At 70.1% G+C, this 14,923-nt stretch carries 12 protein-coding genes and 1 tRNA gene; 8 read left to right on the top strand and 5 right to left on the bottom strand.

Going from position 1 to position 14,923, the window contains the following annotated elements:
* Positions 1–116 precede the first annotated feature (116 nt).
* Positions 117–193 (top strand) — tRNA-Thr (locus ADK41_RS08490).
* A 578-nt stretch (positions 194–771) separates the two neighbouring features.
* On the opposite strand, the gene ADK41_RS08485 is transcribed toward ADK41_RS08490, so the two are convergent.
* On the bottom strand, positions 772–1,653 hold the full coding sequence (locus ADK41_RS08485; protein ID WP_030828015.1) for an alpha/beta fold hydrolase: 882 nt from the start codon (positions 1,651–1,653) through the stop codon (positions 772–774).
* Positions 1,654–1,764: 111 nt separating this feature from the next.
* On the opposite strand from ADK41_RS08485, the gene ADK41_RS08480 reads away from it, so the two are divergent.
* Entirely contained in the window at positions 1,765–2,268 is a 504-nt protein-coding gene (locus tag ADK41_RS08480; protein ID WP_030828017.1) for a CGNR zinc finger domain-containing protein, read from the top strand.
* 388 nt (positions 2,269–2,656) lie between these two features.
* Here the strand turns inward: ADK41_RS08480 and ADK41_RS08475 are convergent, their stop codons facing one another.
* Both ADK41_RS08475 and ADK41_RS08470 read right to left on the bottom strand, forming a co-directional pair.
* Positions 2,657–4,441: a sensor histidine kinase gene (locus tag ADK41_RS08475; protein WP_030828019.1), complete on the bottom strand. Its 1,785-nt coding sequence runs from the start codon at positions 4,439–4,441 to the stop codon at positions 2,657–2,659.
* Complete coding sequence (locus tag ADK41_RS08470; RefSeq protein ID WP_030828021.1) at positions 4,431–5,165, bottom strand: response regulator transcription factor; 735 nt, start codon at positions 5,163–5,165, stop codon at positions 4,431–4,433. Before ADK41_RS08470 ends, ADK41_RS08475 begins: the two co-directional genes overlap by 11 nt.
* A gap of 146 nt (positions 5,166–5,311) precedes the next feature.
* Here ADK41_RS08470 and ADK41_RS42960 point away from each other — a divergent pair, with 146 nt between their 5' ends.
* The 6 genes from ADK41_RS42960 (at position 5,312) to ADK41_RS08440 (ending at position 12,323) form a co-directional block, all read left to right on the top strand.
* Positions 5,312–5,956 carry a hypothetical protein gene (locus ADK41_RS42960; RefSeq protein WP_234318837.1) on the top strand — a complete coding sequence of 215 codons (645 nt, stop codon included), beginning with the start codon at positions 5,312–5,314 and terminating at the stop codon, positions 5,954–5,956.
* Positions 5,957–5,978: 22 nt separating this feature from the next.
* Positions 5,979–7,376 (top strand): peptidoglycan-binding protein, encoded by a 1,398-nt coding sequence (locus ADK41_RS08460; protein WP_234318840.1) that lies wholly within the window; start codon positions 5,979–5,981, stop codon positions 7,374–7,376.
* Positions 7,373–8,062 carry an ABC transporter ATP-binding protein gene (locus ADK41_RS08455; RefSeq protein WP_030828036.1) on the top strand — a complete coding sequence of 230 codons (690 nt, stop codon included), beginning with the start codon at positions 7,373–7,375 and terminating at the stop codon, positions 8,060–8,062. Before ADK41_RS08460 ends, ADK41_RS08455 begins: the two co-directional genes overlap by 4 nt.
* Complete coding sequence (locus ADK41_RS08450; protein ID WP_030828039.1) at positions 8,059–9,372, top strand: ABC transporter permease; 1,314 nt, start codon at positions 8,059–8,061, stop codon at positions 9,370–9,372. Before ADK41_RS08455 ends, ADK41_RS08450 begins: the two co-directional genes overlap by 4 nt.
* Positions 9,373–9,988: 616 nt before the next feature.
* A complete protein-coding gene (locus tag ADK41_RS08445) occupies positions 9,989–11,236 on the top strand; it encodes an RICIN domain-containing protein (RefSeq protein ID WP_051843202.1) in 1,248 nt (415 codons plus the stop codon).
* 193 nt (positions 11,237–11,429) lie between these two features.
* Positions 11,430–12,323 (top strand): glycosyltransferase family 2 protein, encoded by an 894-nt coding sequence (locus ADK41_RS08440; RefSeq protein WP_030828045.1) that lies wholly within the window; start codon positions 11,430–11,432, stop codon positions 12,321–12,323.
* A 68-nt stretch (positions 12,324–12,391) separates the two neighbouring features.
* On the opposite strand, the gene ADK41_RS08435 is transcribed toward ADK41_RS08440, so the two are convergent.
* Together ADK41_RS08435 and ADK41_RS08430 are read right to left on the bottom strand one after the other, a co-directional pair.
* On the bottom strand, positions 12,392–14,083 hold the full coding sequence (locus ADK41_RS08435; RefSeq protein WP_030828048.1) for a bifunctional 3'-5' exonuclease/DNA polymerase: 1,692 nt from the start codon (positions 14,081–14,083) through the stop codon (positions 12,392–12,394).
* Positions 14,084–14,121: 38 nt separating this feature from the next.
* Positions 14,122–14,871 carry a Clp protease N-terminal domain-containing protein gene (locus ADK41_RS08430; RefSeq protein WP_030828051.1) on the bottom strand — a complete coding sequence of 250 codons (750 nt, stop codon included), beginning with the start codon at positions 14,869–14,871 and terminating at the stop codon, positions 14,122–14,124.
* Between the last annotated feature and the right edge of the window lie 52 nt (positions 14,872–14,923).

Here is a 14,923-nt window from a genome sequence, read left to right as displayed (position 1 = left end):
GGTACCACCACCCCCGGAGGCGTCCGCTCCGGCCCGCCTCCGGGGCCGGTACGAAGCACCTCCGGAAACTGTGTAGACTTACCGACGTTGCTGATCGCACCATGGGTGCGCAGCGCGCCGCCTTAGCTCAGATGGCCAGAGCAACGCACTCGTAATGCGTAGGTCTCGGGTTCGAATCCCGAAGGCGGCTCCATTGGAACCCCAGGTCGCATAGCCCGTGACCTGGGGTTTTTCTTTTGGTGACCGTGATGGCACGGTAGATCGGTCACTTATGGTCTGTTCGACTCAATGTGTAGGCCGCAGGTTCGTCTCGCTGTTGCCCGTGAGTTTTGGCAAGGCTCTGACCTGCAGTTCTGGTGCGGTTGAGCCCTTCGGTGACCGAGTGGTCACTTGCTCCGGTGGGCAGCCGGCCGGAGGGCTTTCTGTGCTGGTCCGGCACGTGGAAGCAGCCTCTGAGCGGCAGCTGCCTGTCGCTGTTCCCCTGGCCTGCTGGTCGCCGTCGGCCGCCATGTCCCTCGCTGCGTGCGGGAGTGCAGCGACCGCTTGTGGGCTGGGCCAAGTGCCCAAAGAGGCCGTTAAGTCCGTTTCTGGTAGTGGCCGCGTCCGGGTTGCTCGAGGAATCCCTGACGGGCGGGTCGTCCCAGGCGGAAGCGGGGCGCACCTATTGCTGAGCCGACTCCGGTCGACTCGACTCGGCATGCCCTTCGTTTGCGCTGAGGGCGCCGGTATCCGCTCCTCCACAGGGCCGGATGCCGACGCGGACTCTGGTTGTCATGCCCGAGCTGGCGACAACGAACGAGTCAGGAAGTCCCGGATGTGGCCGGCCGCGGTCTCCAGGTGGCTTTCCAGCAGGAAGTGGCCGCCTCCGGAGACCAGGTGGATCTCGGCATCCGGAAGGTCGCGCGCGAAGGCGCGCGCACCGTCAGGGCCGAAGATGAGGTCCTCGGCTCCCCATATCGCCAGGAGCGGCACCCGGTTCTCCCTGAAGTACTCGTGCAGCCGCGGGTAGAGGGGCGGATTGGTGGCGTAGTCGCGGAAGAGGGACAGCTGGGCGAGGTCGTTGCCGGGGCGGCTGATGTCGCGGTAGTCGGACGTCCAGGTGTCGGGGTCGACCAGTTCGGGGCGATCCACTCCGTGGAGGTACTGCCAGCGGACGGCCTCCAGGCTGAGGGCACCACGGACCCCCTGCTCCGTCTCGGGCCCCGGGTCATTCGCGTAGGCCCACACGGGCTCCCAGAAATCCGCGACGAAGCCGTCCTCGTAGGCGTTTCCGTTCTGGGTGATTACGGCGGTGATCGCCGTGGGATCGCGCAGCGCGAGCCGCCATCCGAGGGGGGCGCCGTAGTCCTGTACATAGAGGGCGTAGCCGGTGATCCCGAGCTGCGCCAGGAACCTCTCCGTGACGTCCGTCAGCGCGTCGAACGTGTACGGGAACTCGTCCACGGACGGGATGTCGGAGTGCCCGAAGCCCACGTGGTCGGGGGCGATCACATGGAACCGGTCGGCCAGCTCGGGGATCAGCCGGCGGAACATGCGCGAGCCGGTGGGGAACCCGTGCAGGAGCACGACGGTCGGCGCGTCACGAGGCCCGGCTTCCCGGTAGAAGATGCGGTGCCCGTCCACGGTCGCGTACTGGTGAAGCGTCTCAGTCATATCTAACCCCTTCAGGTGTCCATGGTGGTTTCTCGTTCGCATGGGCAGTGAACGCGATGCAAGGTAACCTGTCAAGGTGCCGATAGGGGTTAGCTCGAAGGGTGAAGAGATGTGATCGACGAAGACACGCTGTTGGGGGTGCTGAACACCACCCCCGTGGTGAACGGCCGGACACAGGATCTGTGGGCGGATGACGCCGGCGTTCGGCAGTGGGCGCGCGAGCAGGGCGACCGTGGCGATATCGCGTCGCTCGAGTGGTTGCGGACAGCGAGGGACGTACTCCAGACCGCCACACGCGGCAGCCTGCCCGAGGCGGAGATGCGGCGCATACTCGCGGACGTCCACCGGCTCCCCGAAGTCTCCGAGGCGGGACTTCAGTGGCATCTGCAGGCGCCACCCGAACGGATGCTCCCCGTGGAGCTGGTGCTCACGTGGTACGACGTCCGCGAGCGCAGACCAGGGCGACTGCGCCCCTGTGGCAACGACGAGTGCCACCTTTTCCTGCTCGACCGCAGCCGCGCCAACACCGCGCGGTGGTGCTCCATGAAGACCTGCGGTAATCGCTTGAAGGCTCGCCGCCACCAGGAGCGTGCCCGTCGGACTGCGACGCCCTGAAGAACGCACGAGCGAGCCGTGGGCCAGGAGGAAGAGCGGGGGCGGGCCTTTATGACAGGGGTCCGCCCCGCTTGGGATCCGGTTCTCGACGCGTGTCGTCGATGGGTGCCGCATCAGGTGGACGGCACGTTCCGGCTGTCCCTGTGCTTGATGCCGTCACCGAGGACCACACCGGCCGATCGGAGTGTGTCGCGCTGTTCCTCCGGGCCTGCGCGCCGAACGGGCGGCGCCCCACTCGGCGTGCCGAGACCCTGGCGTCACAATGAAGGCGCGCCGGCGGCGTCCTCACGTGCGTGCGCCTCCCGCGCCCGAGAACCGGTCGGCCTTGCCCACTCGCCCGAGGAAATGATCCTGTCCGACATGCGGGGACACGACCCCCTGCGGATGATCAGGCCGGCAGCCGGACCGTGAACACGGTTCCGGTGCCCGGTCTGCTCGCCACGGAGACCTCTCCGCCGTGCGCGTGCACGAGGTGCCTGACGATGGACAGTCCGAGACCGCTGCCCCCGGTATTCCTGCTGCGTGACTGTTCGGCTCGCCAGAAGCGGTCGAATACCCGGGGCAGATCGTCCGGTTGGATGCCGCTGCCGGTGTCGGCGACGTGGAGGTCGACGCCGCCTTCCACCCGATGGGCGCTGACCGTGACCGAGCCGTTGGGCGGTGTGTGGCGTATCGCGTTCGACAGGAGGTTGCCCAGTACCTGGCGCAGGCGGACGGGGTCGCCCTCGATGGTGAGGTCGTCCGTGAAGTGGCCGGTCAGTGCGACTCGGCCTGCCTGCGCGGCTGTTTGGTGGGCGTCGAGTGACTGTTCGGCCAGCTCCCGCAGGCTCAGCTTGCGGGGGTTGAGGCGCAGGGAACCGGCGTCGGCCGCAGCGAGCACTTGGAGGTCGTCGATGATGTGCTGCAACAGGCCCGCTTCCTCCTGGAGCGAGGCGACGAGCGACGAGTCCGGATCTGCCAGACCGTCCTGGGCTGCGTCCAGCCAGCCGCGTATGTTGCTGAGCGGGGTCCGCAGCTCGTGCGCGATGTCGCTGACCATGACCCTGCGCTGTTCGTCGGTGCGTTCGCGCCGTTCCGAGAGCTCGTTGAGGGCGGCGGCCAGATAGCCGATCTCGTCCTTGGTGGTGATGGGGATCCGGAGGTGCCGGCCCGAGGGGTCGCGGGCCGCGTTGGTCAACGCCCGCAACGGACGCACGAGCCGGATCGCGACGATCGCGGTGATGGCGACGGTCACGGTGAGGACCAGGCCGGTGGTCCCCAGCACGCGCAGGGTTCCGGCCCTGGACAGATCGAAGACCGGAGTGGCCGTCTGGGAGGGGCTGGTGACGAACAGCAGGGCGGCCGGGGCGACATGGGGCGCCAGCTGTTCGCGTCGGCCCTCCTCCACGCAATCGTCGAGGCGGGAGGAGCCCTGCTCGAAGCCGGCCTGGCTCAACCGGAACCGCGTATCGATGGTCAGGGGTTCTTCGATGCGTATGCGGTTGCGTTCCGCGCAGGTTCGGACGAGCGCGGTGAGTTCGGTGAGAGCCTTCGCCTCGGTCGGGGTGGGGGCGGACAGGTCCTTGGTCGCGCAGGTCTGCGGGGTGACCGCTCCGGAGGGGAGAGCCCGGATGGCGGGCCTGCCGCTGGGTTCCTCGACGATGTGCGTGCGCAGCCCGTGTGTGTCGTAGAGACAGGAGACCTCCTGACGGGCGAATTGCCTCAGCTTCTTCCGTTCCGGGGTGGGAAGCAGGTAGGGGCCGACCGCCCGTGGGTCGATTCGGGAGACGTCCTCCGGCGGGCCGGCACCCTGGTCCGGGAGCGGACTGAGGTGCAGAGGATCGATGACAGCGCTCGCGTTGAGGGGTAGCCGGTCCACCGAGGACCGGTCCGAGGCGGTGATGACCTCGCGTGCCCGCGTGGTGATGACGATGCCGCGTCCGGTTCTACGAGCGAGATCCCGGACGGTGCGTTCGGCTCCGTCCCAGTTCGGGTGCGAGGCCGCGAAGCCTTCGAGCGTGTTCTGGATGGTGGCGTCGTCCGCGAGGATCTGGCCCCGTTCCTGTTTGAGGGCGAGCGTGGTGCTACGTGCCGTGAGCCAGGCTGTGGCGGCGATGGAGACCAGGGAGATCGCGAAGGAGGCGATCAGGAGGCGGAGCAGCAGGCTGTTGCGCAGCGGCACTTCAGGTGCCATGGTCGCCGCTGGCCAGTTTGTATCCGATGCCGTGGACCGTGAGTAGGTGCTGGGGTCTGCGGGGAGAGGTCTCGATCTTCTTCCGCAGGTTCAGTATGTGTACGTCCACGGTGCGCTCGGAGACGGGTCTGCCGTGATCCGTCAGGCAGTCCAGCAGTTGGGATCGGGTGAAGACCCGCTCGGGTGAGGCAGCCATTGCGCTCAGTATGCGGAATTCGCCAGGGGTGCAGTTCACCGGGCGATCGTGGACGAATACCTGGTGCTGAGCCGCATTCACGGTTAGTCCGCCGACCGTGAGAACTGCTGGGCTCTCGGGCGCCGCAGGAGGTACGGCGGCTACGGTGGCCGGACCGGCCGTGTGGCGGCTGCGGCGCAGCAGGGTGCGGATGCGTGCGACCAGTTCGCGCGGCCTGAAGGGTTTTGTCATGTAGTCATCCGCTCCGAGGTCCAGGCCTCGAAGGAGGTCGTCCTCCGTGGAGCGGGCGGTGAGCATGAGGATGGGCAACTCGCTGGCACCCCGCAGTCGCCGGCATACCTCCAGCCCGTCCAGGCCGGGGAGCATCCAGTCGAGGACGAGCAGGTCCGGTGGGCGGCGGGTGGCTTCCCCGAGCGCTGTCCTGCCGTCGTGCACGACGGATACCTCATAGCCGTCGTGCGCAAGGTAGCGGCGGATCAACTCCGCCTGCTTCCGGTCGTCTTCCGCCACCAGTACGTATGTGGACATGGCCAGATCATAAGCCTGTGGTGCACGGGTGGAAATGGAGGCAGTGGATCGGTTTCCCTGACAACTTCTTGACAATTGCGTGCTAGAGGCCGGCTCGCACGCAAGTGTTAATATTTTCCTGACAATCTCATGCCAGGCTGTGCCGCATGAGAACAGATCTGAGCGGTACCGGCTTCCGTCCGTTGTGCCTTTCACGTGAGAAGTTCCAGCTCGTTTTCGGCGCCGTGGTGGCGGTGATGCTGCTTGCCGGCTGCTCCGGCGCCGGTGGAAACGAGGGGTCAGGTGTTGATTCCGTCGAGGGGTCCACCGGAACGGCAGGCAAAGCGGAATCACGGACGGGGGATGGTTCGGACGCGAAGTCGGATGACTCCGAGTCCGGTCGTCCTCAGCGCCGGATGGACACGTCGGCTGCCGAGGAGGTGCGGATGAGCCAGGGCTATTTCCAGTGCCTGAAAAATCATGGTGTGAAAATCGGCAAGATCGGCTCAAAAGTGGAGGGAGTGGACCCCGACCTTCTGGGATGGGCCGGCGTGGACGTGTCGGTAGACCATCCGGACGCGGAGAAGAAGTGTCTGGGGAAGAAGCCTCTCCCGCCCGCGGAGACGGACCCGGAGAGAAATCCCAACTACATGTCTGACTACGCTGAATATATCCAGTGCATGAACGCCAAGGGGCTCAAAGTGGACCCCCTTCCCAACGGTGAGGGTTGGAACTATAAAGCGGGCACGACGCCACCCAGAAACGCTGATCAGATTGACCAGGAATGCATGATCGAGGCGTTCAGTGAATAGTGGCCGCGATCCTTCCGAGACGATGCCTCTGCGCGTGGCCGTTCAAGAAGAAAGCAGAGAAGTCCCTGATGATGAGGCGGACCTCCCTGAGCCGACGGCACGCGGCCGGAAGACGGCGGTAGTTCTCAGTATCGTCGCCGTGCTCCTGGCGACAGGAGTGGGAGCCGGGTTGCTGTGGGCGGGCGGTGGCGGAAAGACCCTCGAGCCCGAGGCCGGTCCGAAGATACGGCAGGTCGCCGTGGTCGAGACCGATATGTCCGGGGTAAGGGAGATGGAGGGCACGCTCGGCTACGACTCCGTACGCACCATCCGGGGCGCCGGCGAAGGAGTGGTGACCTGGCTTCCGAAACAGGGTGCGACGGTCGCACGCGGTGAGCAGCTGTATCGCGTCGACGAGCGTCCCACCGTGGTCTTCTACGGCAGTACCCCCCTGTACCGCAGGCTCGACACTCCCGGCAGTGTCGGCCGTGACATACGGGTCGTGGCCGACAACCTGAAGGCCGCCGGCTACGACATCGGGCAACAGCCGGCTGTGGGCACGGTCGTTCAGCAGCGGGCACCAGTGGATCAGCAGACGTCGGCGGACGCCGGTACTTCGACAGCGACCGGAGCGGATCGGGAGACCGCCGAGCCGGGCTCCGGCCCGCCCCCGTCGGCTCAGGGCGACGACGCCGGCCAGGAGACCGGAGCCGGCCAGTCGGCGGAAGACCGGACGGGGGCGGGCCAGTCGCCCACGCCCGCCCGGCAGGCCAGGGTCAAGGAGGGCGACGGTGTGCTCACTGAGGGCCTGATGTCCGCGATCAAGCGGTGGCAGAAGGCCGTCGACATCGAGCCGACCGGGGTTCTGGAGATCTCCGATGTGGTGGTGACACGTTCAGCGGTCCGTGTCTCGGAGGTTTCCGCCCAGACGGGGGACGCGGCGGCGAGCGACCTGCTGTCGGTCACCGCCACCACCAAGTCCGTGCACGTTCCGGTGGAGACGCTTGATCTCGGGACCATTAAGGCGGGTCAGAAGGTCACCGTGGTGCTTCCGGACGGGACCGAAACCGCGGGCGAGGTCGCCACGATCGGTACGACCATCAAGGCGGACCAGGAAGGAGAGAGCGGCACGGGAGTAACCAAGATCAATGTCACCGTCTCGGTCGACGATGCCGAGGCGGTCAAGGGTATCGACGCCGCGCCCGTGCAAGTGAGGTTCGAGGGCGAGGCCAAGAAGGGGGTACTCGCCGTCCCTGTCGGGGCTCTGCTCGCTCTGCGCGAGGGAGGCTACGCGGTGCGTCTGGCCGAAGGCCGTTCCGCTGAGGGGCGTTCCGCCGGGGGCCGGCTCGTTCCTGTCGATACGGGCATGTTCGCCAGGGGACTGGTCGAGATCAGCGGTGAGGACATCGCCGAGGGCATGAAGGTGGAAGCCACGGCATGACCGAGGTCATCAGCGTCCTGGAAGCCAGCGTCACCTACCCGCCCGAGGTACGGGCCCTCGACCGTGTGTCCCTGTCCGTCGCGCAGGGCGAGCTGCTGGCGATCCTCGGCCCTTCCGGCTCGGGCAAGTCCACCCTGCTCAACATCATGGGCACACTGGCCCGGCCGACCAGTGGCAGTGTGATCATCGAGGGGCACGACGTGGCGGAGCTGTCCGACCGCGAACTGTCCGCCCTGCGCGGGCGGCGCCTGGGCTTCGTCTTCCAGCATTTCCATCTGACGGACGGACTCACGGCGGCGGAGAACGTGGCGACCGGTCTGCTGTATGCCGGCGTGCCTCGCAAGTACCGCAAGCGGATGGCCGCGGAGGCCCTCGCCCGTGTCGGTCTCGCACACCGCGCCGGCCATCTCCCTCACCAGCTCTCCGGGGGCGAGCGCCAGCGGGTTGCCATAGCCCGCGCAGTCGTCCACGAGCCCGCCCTCGTCCTGGCCGACGAGCCGACCGGCGCGCTCGACACGGCGAACGGCGAGGCGGCGCTCGCCCTGTTGACCGAACTCAACGCGGCAGGCACCACGATCGCGCTCATCACCCACGACCGGGACATCGCCGACCGGTTGCCGCGCAGGGTCCATATGCGCGACGGCCACAAGGTCGCGGACACCGCACTGACCGAGAGCCTCACATGACAGCCACCCCCTCCAAACACTCCCGTTCCAAGCGCTCCCGCTCCGAGCCGTTCTCCGCCCAGCGGTCGACTGCCGTGTCCCCGCGCTCGCGCGGGTCCGCCACGAGCAGTGTCAAGCCCGTACGGCTGGCCTTTCTGGATCTGCTGAGTCTGGGCATGCTGGGCCTGCGGACCCGCAAGATGCGTGCCGCGTTGTCGGCGCTCGGTATCTCCATCGGTGTCGCCACGATGGTGGTGGTGACGGGAATCCCGGCCTCCAGCCACCGGGCGCTGATCGAGGAGATATCGGCGTTGGGTCCCAACATGCTGCGGGTGCAGCCGGTCGCCGGGCAGTCCGAGCCGGTCCTGCTGCCCGAGGGGTCGGTCGACATGGTGCGCCGTATCGGGCCGGTCACCGGGGCGAGCGCGGTGGCCAACACCAATACGGAGGTGCAGCGTTCCGATGTCACCTCCGGGGAGGACTTCTCCAGCGCGGGGCTGAGTGTTCTGGCGGCCCGGCGGGATCTCCTGGATGTCGTGGGGGGCACGGTCCTGTCGGGAAGGTTCTTCAGCGAGGCCGATGAACGGTTTCCCACCGCGGTCCTGGGCTACGAGGCGGCCAGTCGTCTCGGTATCGGGGAGATTCCCGCCGACGAGCCGGCTCCGGAGATACGGATCGGCAGGTCGTGGTTCACCGTCGTCGGCATCCTCCGCTCCGTACCCCTGGCCGAGGAACTCGACGTCGCCGTGCTGACGGGGTGGACCGCAGCCAAGAACACCCTGCGGTTCAAGGGAAACCCCACGGTGATCTACGTCAAGGCGGGGGAGGATCACCTCGAGGACGTACGGAAGGTGCTGCCCGCCACCGTGTTCCCGGAACAGCCGGGACAGGTTCAGGTCAGCCGTCCGTCCGATGCGCTGGCCGCCAAGCGTGCCACGCAGAACTCCTTCTCCTCGCTCTTCCTCGGGCTGGCCGGTGTCGCCCTGCTGGTCGGTGGGATAGGTGTGGCCAACACCATGGTCATCTCGGTTCTGGAGCGCCGTAGGGAGATCGGGCTCCGTCGGGCGCTGGGTGCGACCCGGGGCCAGATACGGGCCCAGTTCTTCACCGAGTCGGTGGCGCTCTCGCTGCTCGGCGCCCTCGCCGGGACAGCGCTCGGTGTGCTCGCCGCCGTCGGGTACGCGGCGTATCAGGGCTGGCCGTCGGTGATCCCCCTGACCTCGGTCGTGGCCGGCTGCCTCGGTGCCGTGGCGGTCGGCATGGTGGCCGGGGTCTACCCCTCGTTCCGTGCGGCCCGGCTCCCCCCGACGGAGGCGCTGGCCTCGGCGTGAGCGACCCGCGGGCGAACCCGCAGGGAGCCCGAGCGACTCGGGGGCGGGCGCGATGCGGGCGAGCGGCCCGGGGCGCGGTTTCGGCGGACCGTCTCCCGAACCCCGGTCGAGTACGGCCGGCCGTCACGATCCTGCGGGCTCTCGTCATGAGTGGGTCTCGGGTTCGCATCCCGAAGGCGGCTCTCCGGAGAAGCCCCAACTCGTCACCCTTGAGCTGGGACTTTCTCGTTCAGCGGATGCGCCGACGGCACCGCGTCCGGGCCGCACGGGTGTCGGTGGCCCTCGCGATCGCCCTTCCGCAGGTGAACCGGGTGAGCCGGTACGGCTGCCGGCGTCGCGGTCAGAGCCTGATCCACGCGTGCGGCCTGCCCGTCGGCCGGCTCCAGGTGCGGCACCGCAGGGCGGGTCCTGAGGGCACGGACTCCTCGGCCGCACAGCACGACGAGGTCACCGGGCCCGGCGGGGCGGTGGCGGGCTGTGTCATCCTACGTTCACCCGGTCGGGGTTCGGACGCAATCAAGCGTGATTCAGAGTGAGTTGTGTGAGTCTCAAGCCCTTGGGGCGTGCCTGTGATCGACGGGGCCCGGTGGGTTGCGGTGAGTGAGGAGCAGCGTTCATGCCACGTCAGCACGAACCTCCGGCCGGCGGGGCGACGCCGGCCGCGGCCGTCCGCCGTGCGGTCGCCGTGCCCGCGCCGGGTGAGGACCCCGGCGCGGAGCTGAGACCGCGCGGCCCCGGGCCTGCTCCCGCGCCCGACTCCGCTGCCGACCCGGACGCCGCGGTACCGGCACCGGCGTCCGCCGAGCGGCGCTCCCGGGCCGCCGGGGAAGAGGGACGGCGGCAGGAGCGACAGCAGCGGCGGGCGGCGGAGGCCGACGGAGCGGAGGCCGAGGCGGCGGCCGGTGCGGTCGCGGCCGGGGACGGTGACGGCGGGAGGGCGGCGGCGAACGCGGACGCCGACGGGACGGCGCCGGGGCGGCTGCGCGGGCCCATGGTGGCCGCGGCCGCCCTCGTGGGGGCGGTGCTGATCTGCGTGCCCCTCCTGGTACTCGCACTGAACCGTGAGGACGAGCGCACGGTCGAGACGGCTCCCGTCGGCGGAACGACGCTCGACCCCGGTACCTCCGACGACGTTCCGGCCGTCGACTACCGGGCCGATTCCCCGTCCCCCTCGGCGTCACCGAGCGGATCCCCGTCCCCGTCGGGCGCCCCGGCCGCGCCCAAGGCCGAGTCCGAGCCGTCGCCCTCCGGTTCGGAGCGGGCGGACGCCGGGGAGAAGGCCGCGTCCCGGGCCGTCGCCGGGAAGGAGAAGGACGACGGCGAGGCCGCGCCGAAGGCGGAGAAGCCCCCCGCGATCACCGCCCGGCAACTGGCCAACGCCCTCTCCACCCGGGTCAACGCGCAACTGAAGAACGTCGCGACCGGCAAGTGCGCCGACCTGCCCTACTTCGACAAGGGCTCGGTCGACGGCCCGGTGAGCCAGTACGACTGCCGGCCCACCACCCAGGACAACCAGCTCTGGGACCTGGAGGTGGCCGACGCGGACAGCGGACCGCGGGGAGCGAGCCTGTTCGTCATCAGGAACCGCAAGGACGGGATGTGCATGGACCTGCCCGACTACGGCGGTGTCGCCCCCGGGACCAAGGTCACCGAGTACCACTGCAGGCCGGCCGCGGACAACCAGCTCTGGTGGCTGGAGCCGCAGTCGGGGGCCCACCGGATCCGCAACGCCGCGAGCGATCTGTGCATGAGCGTGGTCGGCGGCGGTTCCGCCGGGAACGACGCCAGGCTCCAGGTGGCGCGGTGCGGCTCGGGGACGGGTGAGCAGCGCTGGTCCGTCGTCTCCGTCGTCAAGCCCTCCTGAGCGGCGGCCACCGCCGACGTCCCGCCTCGTCGCCCCGGCCCCGCCCGGTGAACACCGTTCCGCCCCTCTCCGTAGGAGAGCGTGGGCCACGCGGCGCCGCACGGAGGCGTCCGTGCGGTCCACCGCGGGAGACCGTGGCGTGAAAGGCTGGCATCACGGGCGCAGTCGTCGGCCGGGATGGTGAGGTGAGGACGTGGGGACGCCGAGGATCGCCGTCGCCGTGGTGACCATGGGGAACCGGCCCGCCGAGGTGGATGCGTTGCTGGAGTCCGTGGCGAAGCAGGACGTGGCGCCCGCGCGGATCGTGATCGTGGGCAACGGCTGCCCGCTGCCCGAGTTCGCCCGGCGGCTGTCGCTCCCCGGCGAGGTCACCGGCGTGGAGCTGGAGGAGAACCTCGGCTGCCCCGGCGGGCGGAACGCGGCGATCGCGCGGCTGCGGGAGTTCGGGGACGTGGACGTCGTCGTCGAGCTGGACGACGACGGGCTGCTCGTCGACGCCGAGGTGCTGCGCCGAGTGGGGGAGTTGTACGCCGCCGACGAACGGCTCGGGATCGTCGGGTTCCGGATCGCCGACGAGCTGGGGGAGACCCAGCAGCGGCACGTGCCCCGGATCGGGAAGTCGGATCCGATGCGCGGCGGGTACGTCACCGGGTTCCTCGGCGGCGGGCACGCGCTGCGGATGGCGATGCTCGACGAGATCGGCGACTGGCCCGCCGCGTTCTTCTTCGCGCACGAGGAGACCGACCTCGCCTGGCGGGCCGTCGACGCCGGGTGGCGGATCCTCTACGCGCCCGAACTGCTGCTCCAGCACCCGAAGACCTCCCCTGCCCGGCACGCCATCTACTACCGGGTGAACGCCCGGAACCGGGTGTGGCTGGCCCGGCGGCGGCTGCCGTTCGCGCTCGTCCCCGTCCACCTCGGGGTGTGGACGCTGCTCACCGTGGTGCGGAACCGGTCGGTCAGCGGGCTGCGGGCGTGGTTCGGCGGGTTCGTGGAAGGACTGCGGGAGCCGGCCGGCGAGCGGCGGGCCATGAGCTGGCGGACGGTGTGGCGGCTCACCCGGCTGGGGCGGCCACCGGTCGTCTGACCGCCGGCCACCTGACCGCCGGTCGTCTGATCCGTGGGCGCGACGGTGGGGTCCGGTCGGCGGTCCGCTCACTTGGCGTCCGCGTAGCACTCCACCACCGCCGTCGTGAACGGGAACCGCACCGGTGTCTCCCCGAAGGTCAGCCGTCCGGCCAGGTCCGCGGCCCGCCGGATCGCTTCCGCCACCGTCGCCGCCTCCTCCTCGGGACAGTGCACGATCACTTCGTCGTGCTGGAAGAAGACCAGCTCGGCCGCCATGCCGCTCAGGGCCCGCCGCAGCGCGGCGAGCAGCAGCAGGGCCCAGTCGGCGGCGCTGCCCTGGACGACGAAGTTGCGGGCGAAGCGGCCGCGGGCGCGGGCGTTGGCCGAGGAGTGGCCCGGCGCCCAGGGGCGGCCCCCCTCGGTGGCGTCCTCCTCCGCGACCGGGATGCCGGCCTCCTCCGCCGCGTCGTCCGTCGTGCGGGCGGCCGGCGGGCAGGTGCGGCCCAGCCAGGTCCGTACGAGCCGGCCCTCCTCGCCCGCGCGGGCGGCCTCGTCGACGTAGGCGACCGCCCGGGGGAAGCGGCGCCGGAGCGCGGCCAGGTTCTTCAGGCCGTCGCCGGAGGTCTGGCCGTAGACCGCGCCGAGGACGGCGAGTTTGGCCTGCGCGCGGTCGCCGGAGAAGGCGCGGTCGGACACCGACTGGTACAGGTCGGTCTCCCGGCCGGCGACCTCCATCAGGCCGGGGTCGCGGGAGACGGCCGCCAGGACGCGCGGCTCCATCTGGTCGGCGTCGGCGACGACGAGCCGCCAGCCGGGGTCGGCGACGGCCGCGCGGCGGATCACCTTGGGGATCTGCAGGGCGCCCCCGCCGTGGGTCACCCAGCGGCCGGTCACCGTCCCGCCGGCGAGGAACTCGGGCCGGAAGCGGCCGTCGCGCACCCAGTCCTGGAGCCAGGACCAGCCGTGGGCGACCCAGATCCGGTACAGCTTCTTGTATTCGATCAGCGGTGCGACGGCCGGGTGGTCGACGGACTCGATCTCCCAGCGGCGGGTCGAGGCGATCTTGACGCCGGCCTGGGCGAAGGCCTTGATCACGTCGGCGGGCAGGTCGGGCCGGACCCGGCGGCCGAAGGCGGCGGACACCTCGTCGGCGAGCTCGGCGAGCCGGCGCGGCTCCCCGCCGCCCGCGTACCGTTCGCCGAGCAGGTCGTGCAGCACCGCGCGGTGCACGTCCGCCCGCCAGGGCAGTCCGGCGCGGTTCATCTCGGCGGCCACCAGCGTCCCCGCCGACTCGGCGGCGGTCAGCAGCCGCATCCGGTCGGGGCGCGCGGTCGCGTCGGTCCGCCGCTGCTGCTCGGCGTAGACCGCGAGGAGGTCCGTCAGCGGCAGCCGGACGCCCTGGGGCTCGAAGAGGGAGGACTGGGCGCCCGGTTCGGCCTGGCGCTGCGGCGGGTCGGGCGGTACGGGGCCGCCGCGCAGCCGGGCCAGCGCCGCCGCGGCCGAACGGGGTTCCCCGTACCGCCCCTCGTGGCCGAGCAGGAGGGTCTCGGCGGCCTCGACGTCGTAGGCCCGCTCCACTCGCACCCCCGTGGCGAGCAGGCGCGGGTAGACCTCGGCGGTGGACCGCCACACCCACCGCGTGACACCGGGACGGCTCCGTACGGCCTCGGCGGGGTCCGCCTCCCGCAGCACCGGACCGGCGGGCAGCCCGTCCGGGCCGAGGGGGGCGACGTCCACGCCACCGTCCTCGGCCGGAGCGAGTGCCCACCGGTCGGCCATGCCGCGAGTGTGACAGGGGGGTCTGACAACGCCCCCGGTCAGCCTTCCTGACCGGACTCGTCCTCCGTCCGGGTCTCGACGTACTGCGCCAGCATCTCGGCGACGTACCGCTCGGTGGCGGCCTTGGTGACACCGAGGCCGCTGAGGACGCCCTCGCCGTTCTCGTGCTCCAGCAGGGCGAGCAGGATGTGCTCGGTGCCGATGTAGTGGTGGCCGAGACGGAGGGCCTCGCGGAAGGTGAGTTCCAGGACCTTCTTGGCCGCCGGGCCGTACGGCACCAGCTCGGGGGCGTCCTCGACGGCCGGCGGGAGCGCCGCGCGGGCGGCCTCGCGGACCGCGTCCGCGGTGACGCCCTGCTCGGTGATCGCCTCGACCGCCAGGCCCTGCGGCTCGGCCAGCAGACCGAGGACCAGGTGCTCGGGCAGGCCCTCGGCGTTGTGCGCGGCCTGCGCCTCGTTGTGCGCGGCCATGACCGTGTTGCGGGCGCGGGGCGTGTAGCGGTCGAAGCCCTGGCTCGGGTCGAGGTCGTTGCCCTCCTTGGGCACGAACCGCTTCTGGGCCGCCTGCCGGGTGACGCCCATGCTTTTGCCGATGTCCGTCCAGGAGGCGCCCGAACGGCGGGCCTGGTCCACGAAGTGGCCGATCAGGTGGTCGGCCACGTCGCCGAGGTGCTCACCGGCGAGCACCGCGTCCTGGAGCTGTTCCAGGGGCTCCTCGTGGACCTTCTTGATGGCCGCGATGAGGTCGTCGAGACGCACGGATGACTTGATGATCGGATTCGTCGTCATGTGTCAACCGTAAGTTGACAGTCGAGGGCTGTCAACCCGAAGTTGACACTTG

It is taken from the genome of Streptomyces caelestis (assembly GCF_001279005.1).
GTDB lineage: Bacteria > Actinomycetota > Actinomycetes > Streptomycetales > Streptomycetaceae > Streptomyces > Streptomyces heliomycini.
Note: the sequence above shows the minus strand (reverse complement) of the source record. Positions and strands in the feature narration are given on the sequence as shown.

Excerpts from the sequence above, each read along its gene's own strand:
- ADK41_RS08455 (WP_030828036.1), top strand. The coding sequence starts at position 7,373 with ATGACCGAGGTCATCAGCGTCCTGGAAGCCAGCGTCACCTACCCGCCC.
- ADK41_RS42960 (WP_234318837.1), top strand. The coding sequence starts at position 5,312 with ATGAGAACAGATCTGAGCGGTACCGGCTTCCGTCCGTTGTGCCTTTCA.
- ADK41_RS08475 (WP_030828019.1), bottom strand. The coding sequence starts at position 4,441 with ATGGCACCTGAAGTGCCGCTGCGCAACAGCCTGCTGCTCCGCCTCCTG.
- ADK41_RS08430 (WP_030828051.1), bottom strand. The coding sequence starts at position 14,871 with ATGACGACGAATCCGATCATCAAGTCATCCGTGCGTCTCGACGACCTC.
- ADK41_RS08485 (WP_030828015.1), bottom strand. The coding sequence starts at position 1,653 with ATGACTGAGACGCTTCACCAGTACGCGACCGTGGACGGGCACCGCATC.
- ADK41_RS08460 (WP_234318840.1), top strand. The coding sequence starts at position 5,979 with ATGCCTCTGCGCGTGGCCGTTCAAGAAGAAAGCAGAGAAGTCCCTGAT.
- ADK41_RS08445 (WP_051843202.1), top strand. The coding sequence starts at position 9,989 with ATGCCACGTCAGCACGAACCTCCGGCCGGCGGGGCGACGCCGGCCGCG.
- ADK41_RS08470 (WP_030828021.1), bottom strand. The coding sequence starts at position 5,165 with ATGTCCACATACGTACTGGTGGCGGAAGACGACCGGAAGCAGGCGGAG.
- ADK41_RS08435 (WP_030828048.1), bottom strand. The coding sequence starts at position 14,083 with ATGGCCGACCGGTGGGCACTCGCTCCGGCCGAGGACGGTGGCGTGGAC.
- ADK41_RS08450 (WP_030828039.1), top strand. The coding sequence starts at position 8,059 with ATGACAGCCACCCCCTCCAAACACTCCCGTTCCAAGCGCTCCCGCTCC.